We start from the raw sequence: 23,184 nt of genomic DNA, 5'->3' as shown, positions 1-23,184 counted from the left end.
ACAAATGTTGATTACTTTGCTAAGACTTCGATTATAATCCGCCTAATTGTTGTTTAGTTAAAATATATCTTTGTTTTAGCGGTTTCTGTGTAGCCTGTAATCTATTGTAACTAAAGGTGTTGATAAGTGTTTTCTAAGCTTGATTCTGTTCTTCAGTTGGTTCGACAATGGCAGCTAAGCTCGCCACAAGACCAAGGTTTGTATACGCCACAATGGAGTGGGGCGGAATGTGTAGTTAGGGTGGATAATTTGTCTGCTCATAGTATCAGCTTAGGACAAATTGATTTGTTCGACGGCCAGCTTCCTAAAGGCGCTAAATTTCACGGTGAAGGCTTTCAGATGTTAGCGCAGAATTACGGCTCTGCGGATAATATTACTGCCATTGGCCGCTGCCCGGATGCTGGAGAATATCGACTCAGCGAAGATGCCGATCATTTCACTGCGTACAATCAATTACTTATTGAAAGTGAAGGGCATTACACCTTACTCGGCTTTAGTTCCAGCCACCGCTTTAGTGGCTATTTTAAGGTTTATCCAAGTGGCCGTTTAGTCATTGGTATTGATAGTGATACCTTGGCAATTCCTGCTCGCCATTATCTAGTGAGTGAAAGCTTGTTTGTTGCTTGTGGAGAAAGCCGAGAAGCAGTACTTGAGCAATTTGCCAAGGCGATTGAGCAACATCACCCCCGGCTTAATTGGCCTAGTAAACCTAATGGCTGGTGCTCGTGGTATCACTATTATGCTGATGTATCCGCAGAGGATATTGAGGAAAATCTTCAACAGCTTATTAGCCCACATGACCATTTGGATTACTTGTTGATTGATGATGGCTACCAAGAGTTTATGGGGGATTGGTTATATCCGTCTGATCGTTTTAGTGGTGGCGTAGAAAGTTTATGCAAACGAATTAGAGAGCAGGGGAAAGAGCCCGCTATTTGGGTTGCTCCGTTTATTGCCCAAGCAGAGTCTCGCTTGTTTCAACAGCATCCCGATTGGTTTGTGAAAGGCCAAGACGGTCAGCCTTTGGCAGCTGAAGAAGTGACTTATGGAGGTTGGCGCTGTACGCCTTGGTATGTACTAGATACTACTCAAGAGCAAGTAAACCAGTATCTGCACCAGGTGTTTAGCCATATGTATCACCACTGGGGAGTGAAGTACTTTAAGCTAGATGCGATTTACTGGGGAACCCTAGCTAAAGGTTACCGAGCCGACCAAAATAAAACCCGTATCGAAGCATATCGAATGGGCATGGAAGCTATCAATAATGCCTGTAATGGCGATGCTTATATACTCGGCTGTAACGCACCTATGTGGCCCTCTTTAGGTTTGGTTCATGGGATGCGTATTGCTGACGATGTAGAACGGAATATTGGTCGATTCAAACAAATTGCTAAAGAAACCTTTTTCCGTAACTGGCAAGACATGCGTTTGTGGCACAACGATCCAGATTGCGTCACATTGAACAACATTGATAATCAACAAACCAACGAGGCTGCCTACAATTGGCACCGTGTGAGTTTATTAGCGAGTAGTGGCTTGGTGTTCTCTGGCGATCGCTTAATTGAGCTCGATGCTGCACAGGCAGAGGTACTCAATGTGCTGCAGAAAAACCAAGCTGACGCCGCCCGTTTTGCTGATTTTGGTTTACAGCATGCCAAGCAATACCAAGATGATCTGCTAATCCGCCAATATTGGTTTAACTGGGATGAGCACAATAGCTTGGAGATAACGCTAAACGTAGATGCGCAGTGGCAGGTGTTATGGGCTGACAGTCAGTTTACTAGTGAATTCACGGCTAATGGCTTAACTATTTGTTTAGCGCCAAATAGTGCAGTGGTATTTGAAAAGAAAGCTTAGATGGAGTGGTGGGTTTAGTATTTAAATTCTAGGCCCACTGAAAAATTACTGTCTCCATAACCGGGAATGTCATGGCTAGAGATAATGGTGCGCATCGACATAGTATCATTGAGCGGAGCAACAAACCCTAAACCTACCGCAATATCCGATTTATCAACTAAGTAAGACATTTGGCGCTGACCAAGGCTATGGTAAATAGAATCTTTATGTATCTGATTATATACCGAATACTTTGGATCGTAGATGTGGCTAAATAATTCTAGTCTAAAGCTGTTGAACGGTGTTTGTACAACCGGTACAGCTACCATGTCATAAAGCTCTGAGTCGGAAAAGTAACTATTAGTTAGGGTGGGTGAGAAGTCGGTATCTTGATAGGTTTTTTCGAAGATTTCGCCTAGCAGGGCAAATTGTTCGGCACTGAGCCTTAACAGTGAAGAGGGGCGGAGGTTTTGCAGCTCGTAGGTAGCGTTACATTTGGGCGCAAAGCACAAGGTCACAGCAACAGCAAAACTTGCTGCAGTAGCTATCGACCATTTGATGTGTTGGCGCATTTCCATTTGTATTACTTTACCTTCCCTAAACACCTTGATTATAACTTAGGCAGCCAAATAAAATAGTCTTTTGCTCACGTTTTAAAGATTTTCTATGTAGTTATAGAGGCTTTTTAGTATATTTATTTTATTAGTATCATTTTGATACTCACTCATCAGCATTTCTAACTCTGGAAACACCAGCGCAACTTGCTCGGTAATTGAGGCTTGTCGATGCGCTTGCCATTGCTGCAATTCGCTTTCATTTAAACACTCGGGGTAATTGCGCGCCTTGTAACGCAGGATTAATTGGTTAAGCCTTGGATCAGCAAATTGAAACTGCTGTTTACTAATCAAGTTAGGATCGCTAGAGCGTAAAACTTGCATGAGGTTTTTATCGGCATTGCCAATAAATCCGTTGTATAAGGCAGTATCGGGGTCACTGTCTTGGTCAAACTCACGCGCTATGGCAAATACTTGCGACAGCTTCTGTTCAACTTCAGCTTTGTTTTTTGCCAGTAAATCTAAACTTTGACGGCACTGAGCTCGGTTTAAACCTAGCTCTTCGGCTCGTTCTGGCGTAAGGGTGCTGGCCGGCGCAAGCACTGGGCACTTATTGCTGTGAATAAGCTTAACGGGAATGGGAAGCTCATCGGTGGCTAATTCACTACGCGCAGTATAGAGGCGCTGATGGATTTGCTCAGCACTAAGTGACAATAAAACACTGGCGTCTTTATTAAGATCTACCACTATCATGGCGTTTTTGTTGATCGGATGCCAAGCAATAGGCAATACCCAAGAGGCACAGCCTTGCGCTGCGCCAAACATTCCCGAGATATGTACCAAAGGTTTGTTGTTGAGTAGATCAAATTGTTGAGCGACCGATTTTTTGTTTCGAAGATTAAGCAAATAGTTAAACAACTTAGGTTGCTTATCTTTAATCAATTTAGCCATAGCGATGGTGGCATATACATCTGATACCGCATCATGCGCATTTGCGTGGCTTAAGCCGTTAGCAGCGGTGAGCAATTCAAGCCTAAAGCTGACTAAACCATCGTCATTGGTGGGCCATTCAATGCCCTCTGGTCTTAGCGCGTAACACGCTCGAACCATGTCGATTAAATCCCAACGAGAGTTGCCATTCTTCCACTCACGCTCATAAGGGTCGAGAAAGTTACGGTATAAGGTATAGCGAGTAACTTCATCATCAAAACGTATGCTGTTATAGCCAACACCACAGGTACCGGGTTGGCTAAATTCATTATTGATTCGTTCAATGAAATCACTTTCAATAAGGCCCTTTTTCATGGCCATTTGCGGGGTAATTCCTGTCACCAAGCAAGCTTGCGGATGTGGTACGTAATCATTAGGTGGCTGACAAAACAGCTCAATGGGCTTTCCTATTGGGTTTAAGTCCCAATCGGTACGTATTGCAGCAAATTGACAAGGGCGGTCTCGCCCAGGGTGTACGCCAAATGTTTCGTAATCATGAAATAAAAAAGTGTTGTCGCTCATCGCAATAATTAGTCTTATTTTCCGCTTGTTCGTTATCCTCTATAACCATACCACATAATGGCTGAACTTCTTGGTAGCTGCAGGCTTAAACGTTTAGTTTACAGCCAGTTGTTATTGCTAGCGGATGCTATTACCTTAATTATGAAGTTGCGAATAAAGTAATAGCGCCTTTCTACAGATACTTATTTTTAGTGCTCGAAAACTTTTCGACTACACTGAGCGTAATGCTTGAGGTAACCACGACTATAAGGACATACAATGAAAACTTGTACTTTACTGGCTGGCCTAGCGCTTTCTTTTAATATTCATGCGGCAATGGTAAGCCAAACCGTGACTCATACCATCGGTGGTAAAAGCTTTGAATCAACCTTGGTATTTGATGATGCCAAGCAGGGGTTACCAGCAGTATTAATGGTGCCTAATTGGATGGGACCTACAGAAGGTTCATTGACCAAAGCGAAAAAAATTGCCGAAATGGGTTATGCGGTAATGATGGCTGACGTGTATGGAAGCGACGTTAGGCCAACCAATGGCGACGAAGCAAAGGTAGCTGCAACAGCCTTGCGTAGTGATCGTCAACTACTGCGTGAAAGAACGAAAGCCGCTTTAGAAGCAATGAAAAGTAGTTTACCTAAATCAGCAGATGCTTCTAAGGTCGCAGCTATCGGCTTTTGTTTTGGCGGTGGTGCGGTATTAGAACTAGCGCGAGCAGGTGAAGAGCTTGGCGCTGTAGTGTCATTTCATGGCAACTTAGATACGCCCAATACAGAAGATGCTAAAAATATCCAAGCACCCATTTTAGTATTACATGGCGCAATAGATCCCTTTGTTCCAGCAGAACAAGTGAGCAATTTTGAAAAAGAAATGAACGCTGCGAATGTAGATTGGCAATTGATTGCTTACGGCGGAGCTGTGCATTCATTTACTAATCCTGCAGCTAAAAGAGCTGGTAAAGCAGAGTACCACCCTAAAGTAGCAGCCCGTTCGTTTGCCGCGATGGATAGCTTTTTTAGCGAATCTTTTTAACTAAAAAGATCTTAAGCGCTTTTTAGATATAGCCATAAGCTTTTCGCAAAAAACGTCTTCACTTAGTGAAGGCGTTTTTGTTTTATCTAGCGTAGTTATAGGTTTGAAACTAATAGAATTTTGGCTTTTAGGGTGAAGAACTGTATTTAGTGAGCATTGCGCATTATAGTTAAATCATTCAACTAAAATGTTTCGTGCTAAATGGATTTCTCAAGGATGGTTTATGTCGGTTGAGCAGTTGCTATGGGTACTATTGGCCTTGATGGGCTTAATAATGCTGTTATTAAATCGACTTCGTAAAGCCAACCTCGAAAGTATGAGCTTATTACTTAGTTCCAAAAAAAGCATTTTAGTTATTGTGGCAATATGTACTGCGGCAGTTGCGGCTATCGCAGCCATTACCGGAGTAGGCTTAAAACAACTTAAACTTCATCAATTCAATCAGCTGGAAGAAGTTATTGGCTCTGTGCTTGACACTGCCGATGCTGGACTTGATGAATGGAAGCAAGGTTGGCAATCAAAAGTTGATGCCATCGCCTTAGACCCAGCCTTTCAACATTTTTCCTATGTACTTATCGAATCTGAACACAGTAAAGCAGGCTTGCTAGCCAACCCTGCGTTAGCAAGTTTGCGCCAATCGGTGGAAAACTACCGAACCGTATTTGATGACTTAGGTTTTTTCATCATCTCGCGCGACCGCATCAACATTGCATCGATGCGGGACGAAAACCTCGGTGAGATAAACGTGATAACTCGCCATTACCCACATTTGCTAAACAGAGTATTTAACGGTGAAACGGTGGTTATTCCGCCAATTCGTCCTGAAATTGCCTTTGATGGCATGCTACAAAACAAAGTAAAGAATGCACATTCAACCATGTTTATTGCCGCGCCGATTAAAAATGGCGATGGTTTAGTGGTGGCCATTCTTACTTTAAGAATGGATCCCGAGCGTGAGTTTGCACAATTACTAAAAGGCGCTCGAATTGGTAAAACAGGCGAAACTTATCTTGTCAGTCGCTCTGGGTATATGATTTCACCGAGTAAATTTGAAGATGAATTAGTGCGGCTTGGGTTGTTAGAGCCGCAGCAGTCGTCAGTCCTAAATATTAGATTACAAGTGCCAAGTTATACCCGGGAACAGCCAGATTGGACTGATAGTGGTTATGCGATTATTGCCAAGTCTAACGGTTCAAATTTTCAAGGCTATTTAGATTACCGGGGCGTACCCGTAGTCGGCTCATGGCGCTGGGATAAAGAGTTAGAAATTGGCTTAGTCTCGGAGATTGATCACGAAGAAGTGATGCAAGGTTACTTGCAGTTTCGTGATGTGGTGTTGTTAGTACTAGGCACGGCCTTAGCATTCTGTGTGATTTTGTTTGTGCTGGTGTTTGCCTTGGTGCGCAAAATTAACTTGCGATTAAGTGAATCGAAGCAAGAGCTAGAGCGCCAAGTTGAACAACGTACTAGTGAGCTTCAAGAGCGCGAAAAGACACTTTGGGATCTGTACGAGTTTGCCCCAATAGCCTATGCATCTGTTGATAAGGAAGGGCGGTTTTTACAGCACAATTTAAGTTTTTCGGAACTCATTGAAGTAAAGCGTGATGGTTTTGCAGACTTGTTTTTCCATGACTTTTCGGAAAACCAAGAGCAGCGTCAAAAATCTAAAGAGTTACTAGCAGCTGCTTTTGTAGGTCAAAGCTTTAACGATGAAGTACTAAGTATTTTTACTGCCAAAGGGCAGAAAAAAAATGTCAGTATAAACATTGTGCCCAGCATTGATGAAGACGGACACATTCATCTGGTTAAAGTATCACTTATTGATATGACCGAGCGCTACCAAGCGCGCCTTGCCTTAGCTGATAACGAAGAGCGGATCCGTACCATCGTAGATACTATTGCCGATGGTATTATTCTGATTGAACAATCAGGTATTGTGCGTAGTTTTAGCCCTGCTGCAGAGCAAATCTTTGGCTACAGCGAAGCCGAAGTGGTTGGTAAAAATGTAAAAATGCTAATGCCAAATGATATTGGTGACCAACACGATCGCATACTCGCTGACTATAAACCGAAAAAAGAGTCCACGGTTATCGGTAACGAGCGAGAGGTATTTGGTCTGCGGAAAAATGGTGAACAGTTCCCAATGGAATTGGCGGTAAAAGAAGTCTTCTTAAAAGGAAGTCGCCATTTTACCGGAATTGTGCGAGACATTACTGCCCGTAGAAAAGCTCAGCAAAAACTAGCCGATAGTGAGCGCCAATTTAGAACCCTAACCAACAACCTGCAATGCGTGGTTTACCGGATCCGCCTCAAGGATGGCGAATATCCAGAGTGGTTATACGTTAGTGAACAAATTGAGGAGCAAACCGGTTACCCGGTGAGTGATTTCCTTGGCGTAAACCCTGTTCGTCGGTACAAAGAATTGGTTCATCCAGAAGATGCCGAAGAAAGTTTAGCGCGCTCTAGAGAGCTTAATAAAAAGGGCGGAGCCATTTCACAAGAATTTCGTATTGTTGATGCGTCTGGCAAAACTAAGCATATGTTGCAAAAAGCTTTTGTATCAATGGACCAAGAAGGGCGCCCAGCTTTCTCCGATGGCGCAATTTTTGATATTAGCGAAATTAAGCAGGTTGAAGCGCAGTTGCGTGAAAGTGAAGAACGTCTAGATTCAGCGGCTTCTGGTGCTGGTTTAGGCATGTGGGACTACTACCCACAAGAAGATCGCATCGAAGTGAATGCGATATACGAAAGCATGTTGGGCTACGCCAAGGGTGAGTTACGTGATGGCGATGGTCTGTGGGCTCGCTTAAAAGGTGATACAGCTACTTGGATGAAACTAATTCATCCCACCGACGTTATCACAAATAACGAGAAGCTTGAGCAGCATCTGGCGGGAGAGAACGATGTACTACGTAACGAAATTCGCTTACGGTGCAAAAATGGCCAGTACCGTTGGATCCTCACTATTGGTCGAGTATCCGAGCTGGACAAGCATGGAAAGCCACTAAGAATTAATGGTATTCATGTTGACATTGAAGAAACTAAAAAACTAGAAGCGGCTCTTAATGACGCGAGGTCTTTGGCTGACAGCGCCAACCAAGCTAAGAGCGATTTCTTAGCCAATATGTCACATGAGATCCGCACTCCTATGAATGCCATTATTGGCATGTCTTATTTAGCGCTAGAAACAGAGTTAGACAACAAACAGCGTAATTACATTGATAAGGTCCATCGTTCAGCAGAAGCATTGTTAGGCATTATTAACGATATTCTCGATTTTTCTAAGATTGAAGCTGGCAAGCTGGACATGGAAACTATCGACTTCCGCTTAGAGGATATCCTCGACAACCTTGCCAATTTAGTTGGCTTACGTGCAGAGCAAAAAAGCTTAGAACTGTTGTTTGATATTGACCCCAGCATACCTACAGCCCTAATTGGTGACCCTTTACGCCTAACCCAGATATTGGTGAATCTGTGTAATAACGCCGTGAAGTTTACCGAACAAGGCGTAGTTGTAGTGAAGATAGAGGCCAAGCAACAAAACGACGAGCAAGTGCAGCTGTATTTCTCAGTAAGAGATACCGGTATTGGTATGACTCCAGAGCAACAAGCCAAGCTATTTAAGCCGTTCTCGCAAGCAGATAGTTCCACTACACGCAAGCATGGTGGTACCGGTTTAGGTTTAGCCATCTGTTTAAAACTCACTGAGTTGATGGGCGGGAAAATAGCTTTAAACAGTGAGCTAGGAGAGGGCAGTTGCTTTTATTTTGAATTGCCAATGCAAATTCAAAAAAATGCTCAAACACTTCGAGATACTAATTCTGCCCAGCTAAGCAGCCTTAAAGCGCTAGTGGTGGACGATAACGCCAATGCTCGAGACATTAATCAGCAAGTGATCGCAGGTTTTGGTTTACAGGTTGAGGTTGCATCAAGTGGCCGTGAAGCGATATCAATGATTCAAGAACATGCCCAAACCACCGCCTTTGATATGGTGTTTATGGATTGGAAAATGCCAGAGATGGATGGCATACAAACTGTTCAGCAGATTCAGGAGCAAGGCTTCGATCTAGATGTAATAATGGTCACGGCTTTTGGTCGAGACGAGCTCACCAAAGAAGCTGACGTCATTAACATTGATGCAGTATTAACTAAGCCTGTTACGCCGTCTCATCTATTCGACACCATTGTACAAGTGCGCAAGATAGAAGTATTTGAACAAACTCGCCGCGAAGCTCAGCAGCAAGGCGCTAATTTAGATATTGCACAGCTACAGGGCGCGAATATTTTGGTTGCAGAGGATAACGATGTAAACCAAGAGCTAATTACCGAGCTATTAAAATCTAATGGAATCAATTGCACTGTGTGTGATGATGGTGCACAAGCTGTTGAATACCTGAAACAAAATGAAGTTGATGGTGTACTTATGGATTGTCAAATGCCGATAATGGATGGTTATACCGCAACTAAAGTTATTCGCCATCAACTTGGGCTTAAAGAGATACCGGTGATAGCGCTTACCGCGAATGCCTTGGCGGGTGATAGAGAGAAAGCGATTGAAGCAGGAATGAATGACCATATTCCTAAGCCTATTAATGTAAATAGCTTGTTTAGCACGATGGCGAAATGGATTACGCCCGCTTCACCAAACGCGGTTACACAAAGTGGCGATTTAGCTAAGGTGGTGAATGAGCAAGATTTAGTTTTGCCAGAGTTTGATGGTTTAGATACAGAAGTAGGCTTGGCCAATGCCGCTGACAATAAAGCTTTGTACCTAAAATTAATTGGTAAATTCGCCAGCGAAGACAATACCCCGATAGATGATTTAAATGCAGCCTATAGTGAAGAGCGTATTGATGACCTGCAGCGTATTGCTCATACCATTAAAGGTGTTACCGCTACGCTGGGGGCTCAAGAAGTGTCAGAACTCGCCGCAATTGTAGAGCAACAAGCAGAAGATAAAGCTGTTCAGCCAAAAACTATAGATACGCTAGGTAAGGAACTAATACCGCTTCAACAAAGTTTGCAAGAATTTGTCACTCAACAAGATACGAGCGAAGTATCAGAGGCTGACAATTCACAAAATGTTAGTGATGAAGATATGTTGGCTTATTTACAGCAACTAGCGCAACTACTCGATGACTTTGACGGCGAGAGTAACGATTATCTCGATAGCCATGACTGCATATTACAAACCTTCCCAGCGCAGGCTAAAAAACTACAAACGCTTATTGAGGAATATGATTACGAAGCCGCCGGAGAAATTGTCCAGGAAATGCAGCAACAAGTGACTAAAAATACGTAGTAATTACCTGGGGGCTGTTTATCTTTCGAGCTGATTTTGCAGCAATTTGTGGCTTATTTATACAAAGCAGAAGCTTTGATGTGTTAGCCTACATGGGAGGCTGATTACGCAGTAGAGATAAGCCACAAACGCTGCCCGAAGGGTTCGGCTAAAATCGTTTTATGCCGTATTTAGGTGAATTTAAGTTAAGGCGTATTCACCTAGGAAGCTAGGCTACACAGTCCTTGCCGCGCCTAAAACGATTTTCCCGCGAACAAAATTTAACCGCGAAAGATAAACAGCCCCTAAGGTAGCAAGACTTGCTAGCCAAGTTCGGGTAGACTTTGCGCCAATTATTTATACCTAGCTAGGGGATAGTTGTGACTCAAACGCTTACCATAACAAGACCAGACGATTGGCATCTTCACTTACGCGATGGCGCCATGCTAGAGGTAGCAGCAAATGCTACCGCTAAGCACTTTTCTCGTGCCATCATCATGCCTAATCTAACCCCACCTGTCACTCAAGTTGCTGATGCTCAAGCTTATTATCAGCGCATTAAACAGGCGCTTCCTGAGCAAAGCCAGTTTGAACCATTGATGACGCTTTATTTAACCGATGCCACTACTCCTGAGATAATCGCAGAAGCTGCGGCAAGTGGAATTGTTAAAGCATGTAAATTGTATCCTGCCAATGCCACTACTAACTCTGCCCATGGCGTAACCGACGTTGCCGCTCTTCGACCAGTATTTGAAGCAATGGCAGAACATGGTTTGTTGCTGTTAGTTCACGGCGAGGTGACTCACGCCGATATCGATATCTTTGATAGAGAAGCAGCATTTATTGACGCTCACATGCGTGGTTTAGTGGAGTCACTGCCTAATCTTAAAATTGTCTTTGAGCACATAACTACTGCTGAAGCCGCAGAGTTTGTATTAAATGCGCCAGACAATGTAGCTGCCACCATTACGCCACAGCATTTGATGTACAACCGTAATCATTTGCTAGCAGGGGGCTTACGCCCTCATAACTACTGTTTACCCGTGCTTAAACGTCAAACTCACCAACAAGCGTTACAGCAAGCCGTAGCGAGTGGTACCAAAAAGATATTCTTAGGAACGGATTCGGCTCCTCATGTTCAAGGGGCTAAAGAAAGTGCCTGTGGTTGTGCAGGTTGTTACAGTGCACCAGCTGCCATTGAATTGTATGCCGAAATTTTTGAGCAACTAGGAATATTGGATAAACTTGAAGCCTTTGCCAGCTTTAATGGCCCAGATTTTTATGGCCTACCAAGAAACACCGATACCATTACATTAAGTAAAGAAGCTTGGCAGGTGCCTGGTTCAGTTAAGGTTGAAGACGAAAACTTAGTGCCATTTTTTGCTAACGAAACCTTAAACTGGCAAGTTAAATAGGCAAAAAAAAGAGCCCTTTGCTCAAGAGCAAAGGGCTTGCATAATCGTGTAATGTTTACACAGCAATAGGTAACTAAACGCGTGACTGAGTTAGCGACTCAGTCGAGACAAATAATAACCACCCTAGTCTAATCAGGCTATTACCCAAATGGGTGAAATTTGAAAATTAATAAATTTTTCATAAATTTTAATGCCTTGCATTCCCCTAGCTGTTTAATAAAGCAAAAAAAAGCCCTTTTACATAAGTAAAAGGGCTTGCGTAAAATTTGTGTAAAGGTTGTACACAGCAATAGGTAACTAAACGCGTGACTAAGTTAGCAACTCAGTCGTGATAAATACTATCTGTTAACTAACTCTCTCACCATTCCCCAAATGGGTGAAATTGGCTGCTTATTCCCCTCAAGCTTATGAAATTAAAGATAAAAAAAAGACCCTTTGCATTGGATAACAAAGGGCCTGCATAAATTTGTGTAAAGATGTACACAGCAATAGGTAACTAAACGCGATGACTGAGTTAGCAGCTCAGTCGATATAAATACTACTCCTCGGTTATTATTCTCACCATTACCCAAATGGGTGAAATTTGCCTTTGATAGCCTAAATGTTTGCTTGTATGGGCTAGCTGGAGTAATTCGATTACGCCAACTAAGCTAACAGTAAGGCAACAAGCAGGAGTAAAGGTTATGCCCGAGAACCTCAAAGTGCGCGATTACATGTTAATGCGCCCGGTTTGCTTTACCGCAAAACAACCCATCGCAGAAGTTGTACATAGCTTGCTAGAACATAAACAACTAGGTGCTCCAGTGATTGATGAACAAAAGCACGTTATCGGTTGGATCTCCGAGCAAGACTGCTTAAAGAGTTTGCTTGAAGCTACATATCATTGTGAAACGGTCTCGTTAGTTGAAGATTTAATGCGCTGTGATGTGCTAAGCGTTGGCCCTGAAACTAGTATTTTAGAACTCGCCCAAAGCATGTTAATGCAAAAACCCAAAATGTATCCGGTCATCGAGCAGGGCAAGTTACTGGGCCTAATTACTCGTGAAGAGGTCTTAGCGGGCATCGATAAACATCTACATAGTTGCTATAAGCAGGTGAGTTAGACTTGTTTTCTTAAGGATTGTTGATAGCATTTGCGCCTCGTACGCAACCTACGAGGCTTTTTTCTTGCAATCGGCTCTCTCTACCTATAAACAACAGATATCATTGGCCTTAGCCAAAGACCGTTTTCGTCTCCAGCGTCAGCTTGGCAAATTAAATGCGGATGATATAAAGAACAACAGTTCGTCATTACTTAAGTTTACTCAAGCGCTTGAGCGCTCAGCCGAGCTTAGCGGCCGCCGACGAGCCTCCATCCCAAGTATTGAGTACCCTCAACAGCTACCGGTTGCTGAGCAAAAACAAACCATATATGACGCAGTACGTGACAACCAAGTGGTTATCATTGCGGGCGAAACTGGCTCGGGTAAAACCACCCAAATACCTAAAATCTGTTTAGAACTAGGGTTAGGAAGCCGCGGTTTTATTGGTCATACCCAGCCTCGTCGCTTGGCTGCGCGTAGTGTGGCAGCGAGAATTGCTGAAGAACTCAACACTCCGGTTGGTGAATTAGTGGGTTACAAAATCCGCTTTAACGATCAAATCAAGAATGACAGCCTAATCAAACTGATGACCGATGGCATGTTGTTGGCAGAGATGCAGCAAGATCGGTTTTTATCGCAGTATGAAGTATTGATCATTGATGAGGCGCACGAGCGTAGTTTAAATATCGACTTCACTTTAGGCGTGCTTAGGCAGTTATTACCAAAGCGACCAGACTTAAAAGTTATTATTACTTCTGCCACCATTGACCCTCAGCGTTTTTCTAAACATTTTAACGATGCGCCGGTGATTGAAGTATCAGGGCGTACCTACCCAGTAGAAACCCGTTATCGCCCCTTAAATGAAGGCGAACAAACTAAGGATATATTGGAAGGTTTAGCTGACGCAGTGGACGAACTGTATCGAGAAAAGCCCGGCGATATCCTTATCTTCATGAACGGTGAGCGCGAAATTCGCGACGCGACCGATTACCTGCAAAAGCGCCAATTGCGCGACACCGAAGTATTGCCACTCTACTCGCGCTTATCTAATGCGGAGCAGAATAAGATATTTTCCTCTCATCGTGGCCGCCGAATCGTTCTAGCTACTAACGTTGCAGAAACAAGTTTAACCGTGCCGGGCATTCGTTACGTGATTGACCCAGGTACAGCGCGGATTAGTCGCTATAGCTATCGCTCCAAAGTGCAGCGTTTACCTATTGAAGCAATTTCTCAAGCTAGCGCGAACCAGCGTAAAGGACGCTGTGGGCGTGTGGCAGAAGGTATTTGTATTCGCTTGTACAGCGAAGAAGATTTTGAAGGGCGCGCCGAGTTTACTGATCCTGAAATTCTTCGAACCAACTTAGCGTCGGTTATTTTGCAAATGCTCGGCTTAAGACTTGGTAAACTGGAAGACTTCCCGTTTATTGATATGCCCGATCAGCGAAATATTAAAGATGGTTTAAACCTATTAGAAGAAATTGGTGCGCTAAAGCAGCAACATGGCAAACCTAGCCTTAGTGCCTTGGGTAGAGAAGTCATTAAGTTTCCTATCGATCCACGTTTAGCTCGAATGATGGTCGCCGCTAAGCAATTTGATTGTGTACAAGAAATGATGGTGATTTGTGCTGCTTTGTCGATTCAAGATCCGCGAGAGCGACCCAATGATCGTAAGCAGGCGGCAGATCAAAAACATGCTCGCTTTGTCGATAAAGACTCCGACTTCTCCAGCTATTTGTTGCTATGGCGCTATTTGCAAGAACAGCAAAAGGCTTTATCGGGCAACCAGTTTAGAAAACAATGTAAGCAAGAGTTTCTGGCTTATATGCGTATTCGTGAATGGCAGGATTTGGTTTTTCAGTTATCTACGGTAGTTAAAGAGCTGGATTACAGCGTTAATCAAAATGAAGCGAACTACGACGCGATTCACCAAGCGATTACTGCTGGCTTACTTAGCCACCTAGGTTTTAAAGATAAAGACCGGGAGTTTTTAGGTGCACGCAATGCTCGCTTTGTGGTGTTCCCTGGCTCAAGTCAGGCTAAAAAGCCACCTAAATGGGTGGTTGCAGCCGAACTGGTTGAAACATCCCGCTTATTTGCTCGCGGAGTCGCCAAAATTCAACCTGCTTGGTTAGAAAACCAAGCTATTCATTTAATAAAGCGTTCATACAGCGAACCTCATTGGTCGACTAAACAACAAGCTGTAATGGCTTACGAGAGTGTCCGTTTGTACGGCGTTGCTCTGGTAAACAAACGCCTGGTTAACTACGGCAAAATAGATCCCGCAGTGGCGCGTGAGGTATTTATTCGTTCTGCCTTGGTAGAAGGGCAGTGGCAAACAAAACACGCCTTCTTCAAACAAAATCAGCTATTACTCGACGATGCTGAAGCCTTAGAGCAAAAGCAAAGGCGCCGTGATGTTCGGGTTGATGACCAAGTGCTGTATGACTTTTACGCTGAGCGTTTACCTGCAGACATCGTTTCGGCTAGTCACTTTAATCGCTGGTGGAAAGAGACCAGTAAAAAGCAGGCCGACTTGCTGAGCTTTTCCAAGCAAATGCTTTATCAGCATGACGCGAGTCATATTACAGAAAAGCAATATCCCGATCAGTGGCAATTTGAACAGGTTTCTGTTGCCTTAAGTTATGTGTTTGAACCGGGCCAAAGTGACGACGGCGTAAGTGCTCATATTCCTTTAGCGCTGTTGAATCAATTAGATTTCACTCGTTTTGAATGGCAAATCCCTGCATTTCGAGAAGATTTAATTAATGCTTTGATTAAATCTTTGCCTAAGCCGATTCGTCGTAACTTCGTGCCAGTACCAAACTACGTAAAAGCCTTTGTGCAAGCCGTACCGCATGCTGAAGGGAATTTGTTAGAGGTTCTCACCAAACAGCTTTTAAGGATGACTGGGGTGAAGATCCCTGAAGATGCCTGGAATGTAGATTCGGTGGCCGATCACCTTAAAGTCAACTTTAAAGTGATTAACGACCAAGGAAAAGTGGTCGCGCAAGGCCGCTCTTATCAAGTTTTGCAAGAGAAACTGCAAGACCAAGTAGAGCAAAGTATTGCTGAAATAGCCCCAAGCTCTTTTGCAGAGCAAGCTAAAGTTAGTGAGTGGAGTTTTGGCGAACTGCCCGAGCTGATTGAAGAGCAGCGCCAAGGTTATCAAATCACTGCTTATCCTGCCTTGGTCGACGAAGGTAAAACTGTCGCGCTGAAGTTATTCGATAAACAAGAAGAAGCAGGCTGGAGTCAAACCAGAGGGTTAAGCAAGTTACTACAGCTTAACATTCCTTCTCCTATGAGTTACTTACAGCAGCATTTACCCAACAAAGCCAAATTGGGCTTGTACTTTAATCCTTTTGGTCGGGTGGATGTACTGCTAGACGATTGTTGCTTAGCAGTTATCGACAAGTACTCTCAATTGGAGAGTGTGAATAATCCAGCAGCATTTCAAGCTTTATGCGATAAAGTGCGAGCAGAGCTTGCTACAGAAACCCTAGATGCTGTGGTCTTAGTCGAGCAAATTCTTAGTTTGCATTATTCAATTAATAAGCAACTAAAGGGCAAAGTAGGTTTTGATAGAGTATTGGCGCACGCAGACATTAAGGCGCAGTTAAACGCTTTAGTGCATAAAGGCTTTGTACGTGAAGTAGGGCTGCAACGTTTGAGTGACTTGCAGCGTTACTTAAAAGCCATTGAGCGACGCCTTGAAAAGTTAGCCATCGATTCTCATAAAGACCGCTTGGCGATGCAACAAATTGAGACAGCCCTAGAGCGGTATAAAGAATTGGCCTTGCCTGTGTATGATCAACAGGGCCAAGAGTTAAGGTGGATGATAGAAGAATTGCGGGTATCGTTATTCGCTCAGCAATTGGGTACCAAGTATCCGGTGTCATTAAAGCGGGTCCTTAATCATATTAGTGAATTGCAAAAAAGGAAGTAACAGAAGTGGAACAGCAAGACACAGTATTACCCAAAGTTGAAATTTATTACTGCAGTTTATGTGGTTGGTTATTAAGAGCCTCTTGGCTTAGCCAAGAATTACTCACGACCTTTTCGCAAGAGTTATCGGAAGTGGCACTTAAACCCGCTTCAAGCGGGCGTTTCCAAATCTACCTCGATGGCCAACTCATTTGGTGCCGAAAGGCCGATAATGGTTTTCCAGAAGCCAAGATCTTAAAACAGCGGGTACGTAATATTATTGCGCCAGACATGGACTTGGGGCATAGCGACACTAAGTAGCGTGTAATTTAGGCATTAAAAAAGGGCGCATGTAGCGCCCTTTTCCTATATTGCTGTCACTTATGCAAAGTTTGCAGAAGCGAATTCCCAGTTTACTAATGCCCAGAAAGCATTTAGGTAATCAGGGCGAACATTGCGGTAATCAATGTAGTAAGCGTGTTCCCATAGGTCACAGGTAAGAAGCGGAGTTACGCCTTCATCTGTAAGTGGGGTAGCAGCGTTGCTAGTGTTAACAATGGCTAGGCTGCCGTCAGCGTTTTTAACTAACCAAGTCCAGCTAGAACCAAAGTTGTTAATAGCGCTGTCGGTGAATTTAGCTTTGAACTCTTCAAAAGAACCGAAGCTTGCATCGATAGCGGCTGCTAGAGCACCAGTTGGTTGGCCACCAGCATTTGGCGCTAAACAGTTCCAGTAGAAGGTGTGGTTCCAAACTTGAGCTGCGTTGTTAAATACGCCACCAGTAGAAGACTTAACAATCTCTTCTAAACTTTTCTCTGCTAGGTCAGTGCCTTCAATTAAACCGTTTAGTTTTACTACGTAGGTATTGTGGTGCTTACTGTAGTGGAAAGACAAAGTCTCAGCTGAGATGTGTGGCTCAAGTGCGTCTTGTGCGTATGGTAATTCAGGTAATGTAAATGCCATGTGTTTCTCTCCTTGTAATAATTGGCTTTATTAGCGCAATCTTTTATATAGTAAAAACTTTACAAAAGAGTTTAGCACTAGTGCTTTATCACGCAAAGCAAAAATACTAAAAAAAATTGATCTAGAGCAAAGTGGTGAAATTGGCAACTATTGTTGCTAGGATACGCCCAACACCTAGAATAGACTTAGTGCAAAAATTAGAGAAGTTTAAAATGGAAACGATTGAAAAAATCAAACAGCAAATCGCTGAAAACCCAATTCTACTTTACATGAAAGGTTCGCCTAAATTCCCAAGCTGTGGTTTCTCTGCCCAAACAGTAGAAGCTGTAATGCAGTGTGGTGAGCGCTTTGCTTATGTAGATATTCTACAAAATCCAGACATTCGCGCTGAGCTACCAAACTACGCAGATTGGCCAACCTTCCCACAACTATGGGTTGAAGGTGAGTTAATCGGAGGCTGTGACATCGTAATGGAAATGTTCCGCAGCGGTGAACTACAACCTTTAATTAAAGAAACTGCAGCTAAGCACCCAGCGCCTGAAGCAGAATAGAAATTTCTTCTATACTAAAGAAAACAAACCGCTCACTAGAGCGGTTTTTTATTGGTCCATATCAAGATGGTCAATGTTTTTCTATAAAAAGCTAAAATCAATGAGACTTTTTGTGATCAAAAGCGTATAGTGCGCATCCTTTAAATAATTGTGGGCCAAATATGACAGAATCCAGCAGTTCAAGTTTTGAGCAATTCGCTCTACCTGAAACGATTTTAAACGCTATTTCCGAGATAGGATTTGAGACGCCGTCTCCGATTCAGGAAAAGACCATTCCGTTACTGCTGGAAGGACATGATGTACTTGGCTTGGCACAAACTGGTACCGGTAAAACGGCCGCGTTTTCTCTTCCTTTAATTGCCAAACTTGATCCAAAGCTTAATGCCCCGCAAATGTTGGTTCTTGCACCAACGCGTGAGCTAGCAAACCAAGTTGCTGATGCAATTAAAGATTTTAGCCGCAATATTCCTGGCTTACGTGTATTAGCTATTTATGGCGGTGCAGATTACGGTCAGCAAATTAAAGAGCTACGTCGTGGCCCGCAAATTGTTGTAGGTACGCCTGGTCGTACTATCGACCATCTAGATCGCGGTAAGTTAAAACTAGATCAACTTAAAGCCTTAGTACTAGATGAAGCAGACGAAATGCTTCGTATGGGCTTTATTGATGATGTTGAGCGCATTATGCGTGATATGCCAAAAGAACGCCAAACGGCTTTGTTCTCGGCAACTATGCCGCCAGCAATTAAAAACATCACCAAAAACTACATGTCTGAGCCAAAAGAAGTAAAAATTGCTGCGAAGACTCAAACGGTTTCAAATATCGACCAGTTCTACTGGCATGTTGCAGGTTTAAACAAAATAGAAGCGTTGGCCCGCATTCTAGAAGTTAACTGCGATAGCGCTTCAATTATTTTCGCTCGTACTAAAACCTCTACTACCGATATTGCAGAGCGTCTAGAAGCGAAAGGCTTTAGTGTTGCAGCCTTAAACGGCGACATGAACCAAAGCATGCGTGAACGCACTATCACACGCTTAAAAGCGGGTAAGTTAGATATCGTGGTTGCAACCGACGTAGCTGCGCGTGGCTTAGACGTAGAACGTATTGGTTTAGTCGTTAACTTCGACATCCCTTACGACGCAGAAGCTTATGTTCACCGTATTGGCCGTACTGGCCGAGCAGGACGTAGCGGTAAAGCGGTTATGTTTGTTGGTTTCCGTGAGCAGCGCTTGTTACGCAATATTGAACGTGTAACTCGTCAAAAGATCGAGCAAATGCAGCTACCTACTCGTGAAGAAATCGAGAAGAAGCGTGTTTCTAGCTTCCAAGACAAGCTCGCTGCAGCTGTAGAAAACGCTAAGCTCGAAGATTACCAAAGCATCGCATCTGAATTGGCCAGCAACCTAGGCATGAGCGAACTTGAACTCGCTACAGCTTTGTTGTTCCAAGCGCAAACAGCACGTCCGTTTAAACTACCTGCTGATCCAGAGCCTCGCTCAGCGCGCTTTAGCAAAGACAAAGAGCGCGGCCACCGAGGCCAACGTGGCGAGCGCAGTGAACGTGGTGAACGCAACCATCGTGGACAACGTGGCGCTGAGCGCGATAGCCGTGGTGAAGGTGGCGCTAAACGCAAACGCCGCACTGCAGATGTAGAGATGAATACTTACCGCGTTGACGCAGGTAAAGAACACGGTGTGCAAACCAAGCATATTGTTGGTGCTATTGCTAACGAAGCAAACATTAGCAGTGACTACATTGGTAGCGTTAAGTTGTTCGATAGCTACTCAACCGTAGAATTACCAAGTGGTATGCCTGAGAAGACATTTAATCACTTAAAGCGTAGCTTTGTACGTCAACGTGCAATGCGCTTAGAGTTAATTGCCCAATAGGCAGTTAACTGACTAAAGAAAAGGTGAACTTAGGTTCACCTTTTTTTATATACTCGGCATATTGTTTATTAAAGTTTGGCAACTATGTTCGCTATTGTTAGATCTTCAATCTTCCTATTTATCTTCCTTAAATCATTTGTTGTACACGCTATTGCTGAGCCCCCAGGTGCCTTGATTAGTTATGTTAGCCCGGATAGTTCGCAACACGCTGATATATTGCTAACGCCTGCTAGCACCTTAAAAGTTGTCACTGCAACCGCCGCCTTAAAGCAGTTAGGTAAAGACTATCGCTATTCTACCTCACTCAGTGTTAAACCTAGTCCGCAAGGAATGCATATTCGCTTGCATATGCGTGGTGACCCTAGTTTTACTAGCCAAGACTTAGTTGCGCTATTGAGCAAGGCTAAAGCGCAATTGGGCAGTAAAGTGGCTTCTGTTCAAGTTGATGACGGTGAGTTCACCGGTCATAGTCGAAGCCAAGGGCAGGTGTGGAATGACATCGGTATTTGTTTTGCTGCGCCAGCCAGCTCTTTAAATATTGATAACAATTGTATTAACGGTAATTTAAAGCCGGGCAAGGTAGGGCAGTTAAGCCGCCTACATATTAGTGATTCAAGTTTACTCAACATCGACAATCAAATTGTTACTGTGAGTCCAAACCATCCTCGTTGCGAACAAAATTTGTTGGTGGGAGAGCATAATCAGTATTCACTACAAGGATGCATAAAAGCTGACCGCTCTATGATGCCGCTGCGTTTTTCCATTAATGATGAACATCGTTACTTTAGTACTAAACTAAAGCGTGGTTTGGCAAGAGCAGGCTTAAGCTATAAAGGCAGCATTGCTTATCAACAACAGCTTAGCCTATACCCAGAGCTTTTTAACCACCAATCAGCTCCTTTGTTGGACTTGTTAGAGTATATGCTGGTTGAGTCTGACAACTTAACTGCCGACAGTATTTTTAAAACCTTGGCCATAGAGCAGCAGCGTGCAGGGACTTTTCAGCAAGCCAGTGAAGTAGTGGTTGAGGAATTAAGTGCTTTGGGGCTAGATCTTAGTCGCACTCAAATCCGTGATGGCTCGGGTTTATCTAGAGAGAACCTGATTAGTGCAAACTTGTTGTATCAGATTATGCTGTTGTGGCAATCAGATCCAAAGCTACAGCCACTAATTGAACGACTCCCTCTTGCTGGTGAAACTGGCACCCTAAAGTATCGTCGTAGCGTTACTAGAGCGCCTTTAAAAAAGCAAGTTAGAGCGAAAAGTGGTTATGTTAACGGGGTTATAAACTTAGTTGGCTTTATCGAAAAAAGTGGGCAGTTCAGGCCATTTGTTCTCATGGTCAATGGGGTTTCTTTGAACGAAGCCGAAGCCACAGCTGTAAGGAAAAGACAAACCCTGCATCCCGTACTACGCTATGAAAAAGAATGGTTAGAACAACAATGGCAAATGCTTAACTGATATTTCATGCAATAGATTGGACTAGCTATTCAGCGTTTATCACCTACTGTTGAGCTATTTGTAGATTGCTTGTGCCGACTGACCGCATAATTTCAGCATAAAGATTCATTTGGGCTGTAAATTTTCCTTTGTTTATGCTTATATTGGCGCCCTAAAATCATGGACGCAATTAGCAAACACAATATAAAAGAGAAAATCATGAGTAATAACACTTCAGTGAGTAATCGCTGGTCAAGTAACTTCGCCTACATTTTGGCTGCCACTGGCGCTGCAGTAGGCTTGGGTAACATTTGGAAATTCCCTTATATTATGGGCGAGAACGGCGGCGGTGCCTTTGTTCTTGTTTATCTTCTTTGTATTCTATTCATTGGTATTCCGGTGATGATGGCCGAAGTTTACTTAGGTAAACAAGGTCGCTCGACCCCTGCCAACGCAGTGGCAAAAGTTGCTATAGAAAATGGCCGTTCGAAGAACTGGGCATTTATTGGTGGCATGGGCGTATTAGCTGGATTTTTGGTTTTAAGCTTTTACATTGTTATTGCTGGTTGGGCAGTTGCGTATATATTCAAATCTGCTGGCGGTGATATTACTGCCGCCGCAGGTGACGCAAAGCAAATCGGCGCCTTATTTGGCGACTTGACTTCAGATCCTAAGCAGCTTGTTTTATGGGCGACTTTGGTCATTGTAGGTACTGTGGTTGTTTTGGCCAAAGGTGTAACCAAAGGCTTAGAGCGCATTGTTACTTTACTAATGCCTGCGCTATTTGTATTGCTGACTATCATCATGATTTACGCAGCAGTAACCGGTGATTTTGCTGCTGCAGTAAGCTTTATGTTCAGCCCTGATTTCTCGAAGCTAACCATTAACGGCGTGCTTATGGCGTTGGGTCATGCTTTCTTCACCTTGAGTTTATCATCAGGCATTATGATGGTTTACGGCGCTTACCTTCCAGAAGGCGCGTCAATCGCTAAAACCTCTATTTACATCGCAATTGCAGATACTGTTGTAGCGCTAATGGCTGGTTTAGCAATTTACCCAATTGTATTTGCTAACGGTATTGAGCCAAGCGCAGGTCCTGGCTTGCTGTTTGTATCGCTGCCAATTGCCTTTGGTACTATGCCACTAGGTGGGGTGATCTCTACGGTATTCTTCGTTATGGTAACCGTTGCTGCCTTTACTTCAGCCTTGGCGTTGCTTGAATCAACTTCTGCTTACTTAGTTGAGCGTAAAGGTTTCCGCCGTAATGTTGCTGCAATTGTTTCTGGTAGTGCGGTTTGGTTATTAAGCCTAGGTACTATTGGCTCATTTGCTGGTTGGGAATTCCTCCAGTTTGAAGAAAGCCCAATGGGTAAAAACTTCTTTGAAGTTCTAGATTACATTACTGCTAACATTCTATTGCCCTTGGGCGGATTGTTTATTGCTGTATTTGTAGGTTGGATTGTTCAATCAGATAAAGTTAAGCAGGGCATGGGCTTAGAAAGCCAAGCATTCGAGATGTTCTCGAAGAGTGTTCGCTTTATTTCTCCAATTGCCATTGCGGTAGTTTTCTTAAACGCTATTGGTTTAATATCGCTTTAAATCTAATGCGTATAAAAAGCCGGCTGATGCCGGCTTTTTTGTTTTTAAAGCAGCCACAAAGCGTTAGCTGCTGATACTAATATCTTTTACAATGCAATACTGCTTATACGTT

14 protein-coding genes are annotated in these 23,184 nt (G+C 43.5%); 11 read left to right on the top strand and 3 right to left on the bottom strand.

Going from position 1 to position 23,184, the window contains the following annotated elements; genetic code table 11:
- Positions 1 to 126 precede the first annotated feature (126 nt).
- Entirely contained in the window at positions 127 to 1,857 is a 1,731-nt protein-coding gene (locus K5609_RS11925) for a glycoside hydrolase family 36 protein (RefSeq protein ID WP_221073846.1), read from the top strand.
- 14 nt (positions 1,858 to 1,871) lie between these two features.
- Here the strand turns inward: K5609_RS11925 and K5609_RS11920 are convergent, their stop codons facing one another.
- Both K5609_RS11920 and sbcB read right to left on the bottom strand, forming a co-directional pair.
- Complete coding sequence (locus K5609_RS11920; protein WP_221073845.1) at positions 1,872 to 2,414, bottom strand: hypothetical protein; 543 nt, start codon at positions 2,412 to 2,414, stop codon at positions 1,872 to 1,874.
- A gap of 75 nt (positions 2,415 to 2,489) precedes the next feature.
- Positions 2,490 to 3,902: an exodeoxyribonuclease I gene (gene sbcB / locus K5609_RS11915; protein WP_221073844.1), complete on the bottom strand. Its 1,413-nt coding sequence runs from the start codon at positions 3,900 to 3,902 to the stop codon at positions 2,490 to 2,492.
- Between the two features lie 258 nt (positions 3,903 to 4,160).
- Here sbcB and K5609_RS11910 point away from each other — a divergent pair, with 258 nt between their 5' ends.
- The 6 genes from K5609_RS11910 to K5609_RS11885 all read left to right on the top strand — a co-directional run bounded on the left by K5609_RS11910 (position 4,161) and on the right by K5609_RS11885 (position 16,951).
- Positions 4,161 to 4,928 (top strand): dienelactone hydrolase family protein, encoded by a 768-nt coding sequence (locus K5609_RS11910; protein WP_221073843.1) that lies wholly within the window; start codon positions 4,161 to 4,163, stop codon positions 4,926 to 4,928.
- Between the two features lie 223 nt (positions 4,929 to 5,151).
- On the top strand, positions 5,152 to 10,230 hold the full coding sequence (locus tag K5609_RS11905; RefSeq protein WP_221073842.1) for a PAS domain S-box protein: 5,079 nt from the start codon (positions 5,152 to 5,154) through the stop codon (positions 10,228 to 10,230).
- A gap of 359 nt (positions 10,231 to 10,589) precedes the next feature.
- Positions 10,590 to 11,624: a dihydroorotase gene (pyrC, locus tag K5609_RS11900; protein ID WP_221073841.1), complete on the top strand. Its 1,035-nt coding sequence runs from the start codon at positions 10,590 to 10,592 to the stop codon at positions 11,622 to 11,624.
- 683 nt (positions 11,625 to 12,307) lie between these two features.
- Positions 12,308 to 12,727, top strand: a complete 420-nt coding sequence (locus K5609_RS11895) for a CBS domain-containing protein (RefSeq protein WP_221073840.1) — start codon at positions 12,308 to 12,310, stop codon at positions 12,725 to 12,727.
- Positions 12,728 to 12,791: 64 nt separating this feature from the next.
- A complete protein-coding gene (hrpA, locus tag K5609_RS11890; RefSeq protein ID WP_221073839.1) occupies positions 12,792 to 16,652 on the top strand; it encodes an ATP-dependent RNA helicase HrpA in 3,861 nt (1,286 codons plus the stop codon).
- Between the two features lie 5 nt (positions 16,653 to 16,657).
- Positions 16,658 to 16,951, top strand: a complete 294-nt coding sequence (locus K5609_RS11885) for an Rdx family protein (RefSeq protein ID WP_163133608.1) — start codon at positions 16,658 to 16,660, stop codon at positions 16,949 to 16,951.
- Positions 16,952 to 17,011: 60 nt separating this feature from the next.
- Here K5609_RS11885 and sodB read toward each other — a convergent pair whose 3' ends face one another.
- Entirely contained in the window at positions 17,012 to 17,593 is a 582-nt protein-coding gene (gene sodB, locus K5609_RS11880; RefSeq protein ID WP_016401880.1) for a superoxide dismutase [Fe], read from the bottom strand.
- Positions 17,594 to 17,805: 212 nt separating this feature from the next.
- Here sodB and K5609_RS11875 point away from each other — a divergent pair, with 212 nt between their 5' ends.
- The 4 genes from K5609_RS11875 (at position 17,806) to K5609_RS11860 (ending at position 23,072) form a co-directional block, all read left to right on the top strand.
- Positions 17,806 to 18,144 carry a Grx4 family monothiol glutaredoxin gene (locus K5609_RS11875; protein ID WP_040307201.1) on the top strand — a complete coding sequence of 113 codons (339 nt, stop codon included), beginning with the start codon at positions 17,806 to 17,808 and terminating at the stop codon, positions 18,142 to 18,144.
- Between the two features lie 161 nt (positions 18,145 to 18,305).
- Positions 18,306 to 20,033 carry a DEAD/DEAH box helicase gene (locus K5609_RS11870; protein ID WP_221073838.1) on the top strand — a complete coding sequence of 576 codons (1,728 nt, stop codon included), beginning with the start codon at positions 18,306 to 18,308 and terminating at the stop codon, positions 20,031 to 20,033.
- An 84-nt stretch (positions 20,034 to 20,117) separates the two neighbouring features.
- Positions 20,118 to 21,494, top strand: coding sequence for a D-alanyl-D-alanine carboxypeptidase/D-alanyl-D-alanine endopeptidase (gene dacB / locus K5609_RS11865; RefSeq protein ID WP_221073837.1), 1,377 nt, complete (start codon positions 20,118 to 20,120; stop codon positions 21,492 to 21,494).
- A 198-nt stretch (positions 21,495 to 21,692) separates the two neighbouring features.
- A complete protein-coding gene (locus K5609_RS11860; protein WP_221073836.1) occupies positions 21,693 to 23,072 on the top strand; it encodes a sodium-dependent transporter in 1,380 nt (459 codons plus the stop codon).
- Positions 23,073 to 23,184 lie beyond the last annotated feature (112 nt).

It is taken from the genome of Agarivorans aestuarii (assembly GCF_019670125.1).
Taxonomy (GTDB): Bacteria; Pseudomonadota; Gammaproteobacteria; order Enterobacterales; family Celerinatantimonadaceae; genus Agarivorans; species Agarivorans aestuarii.
Note: the sequence above shows the minus strand (reverse complement) of the source record. Positions and strands in the feature narration are given on the sequence as shown.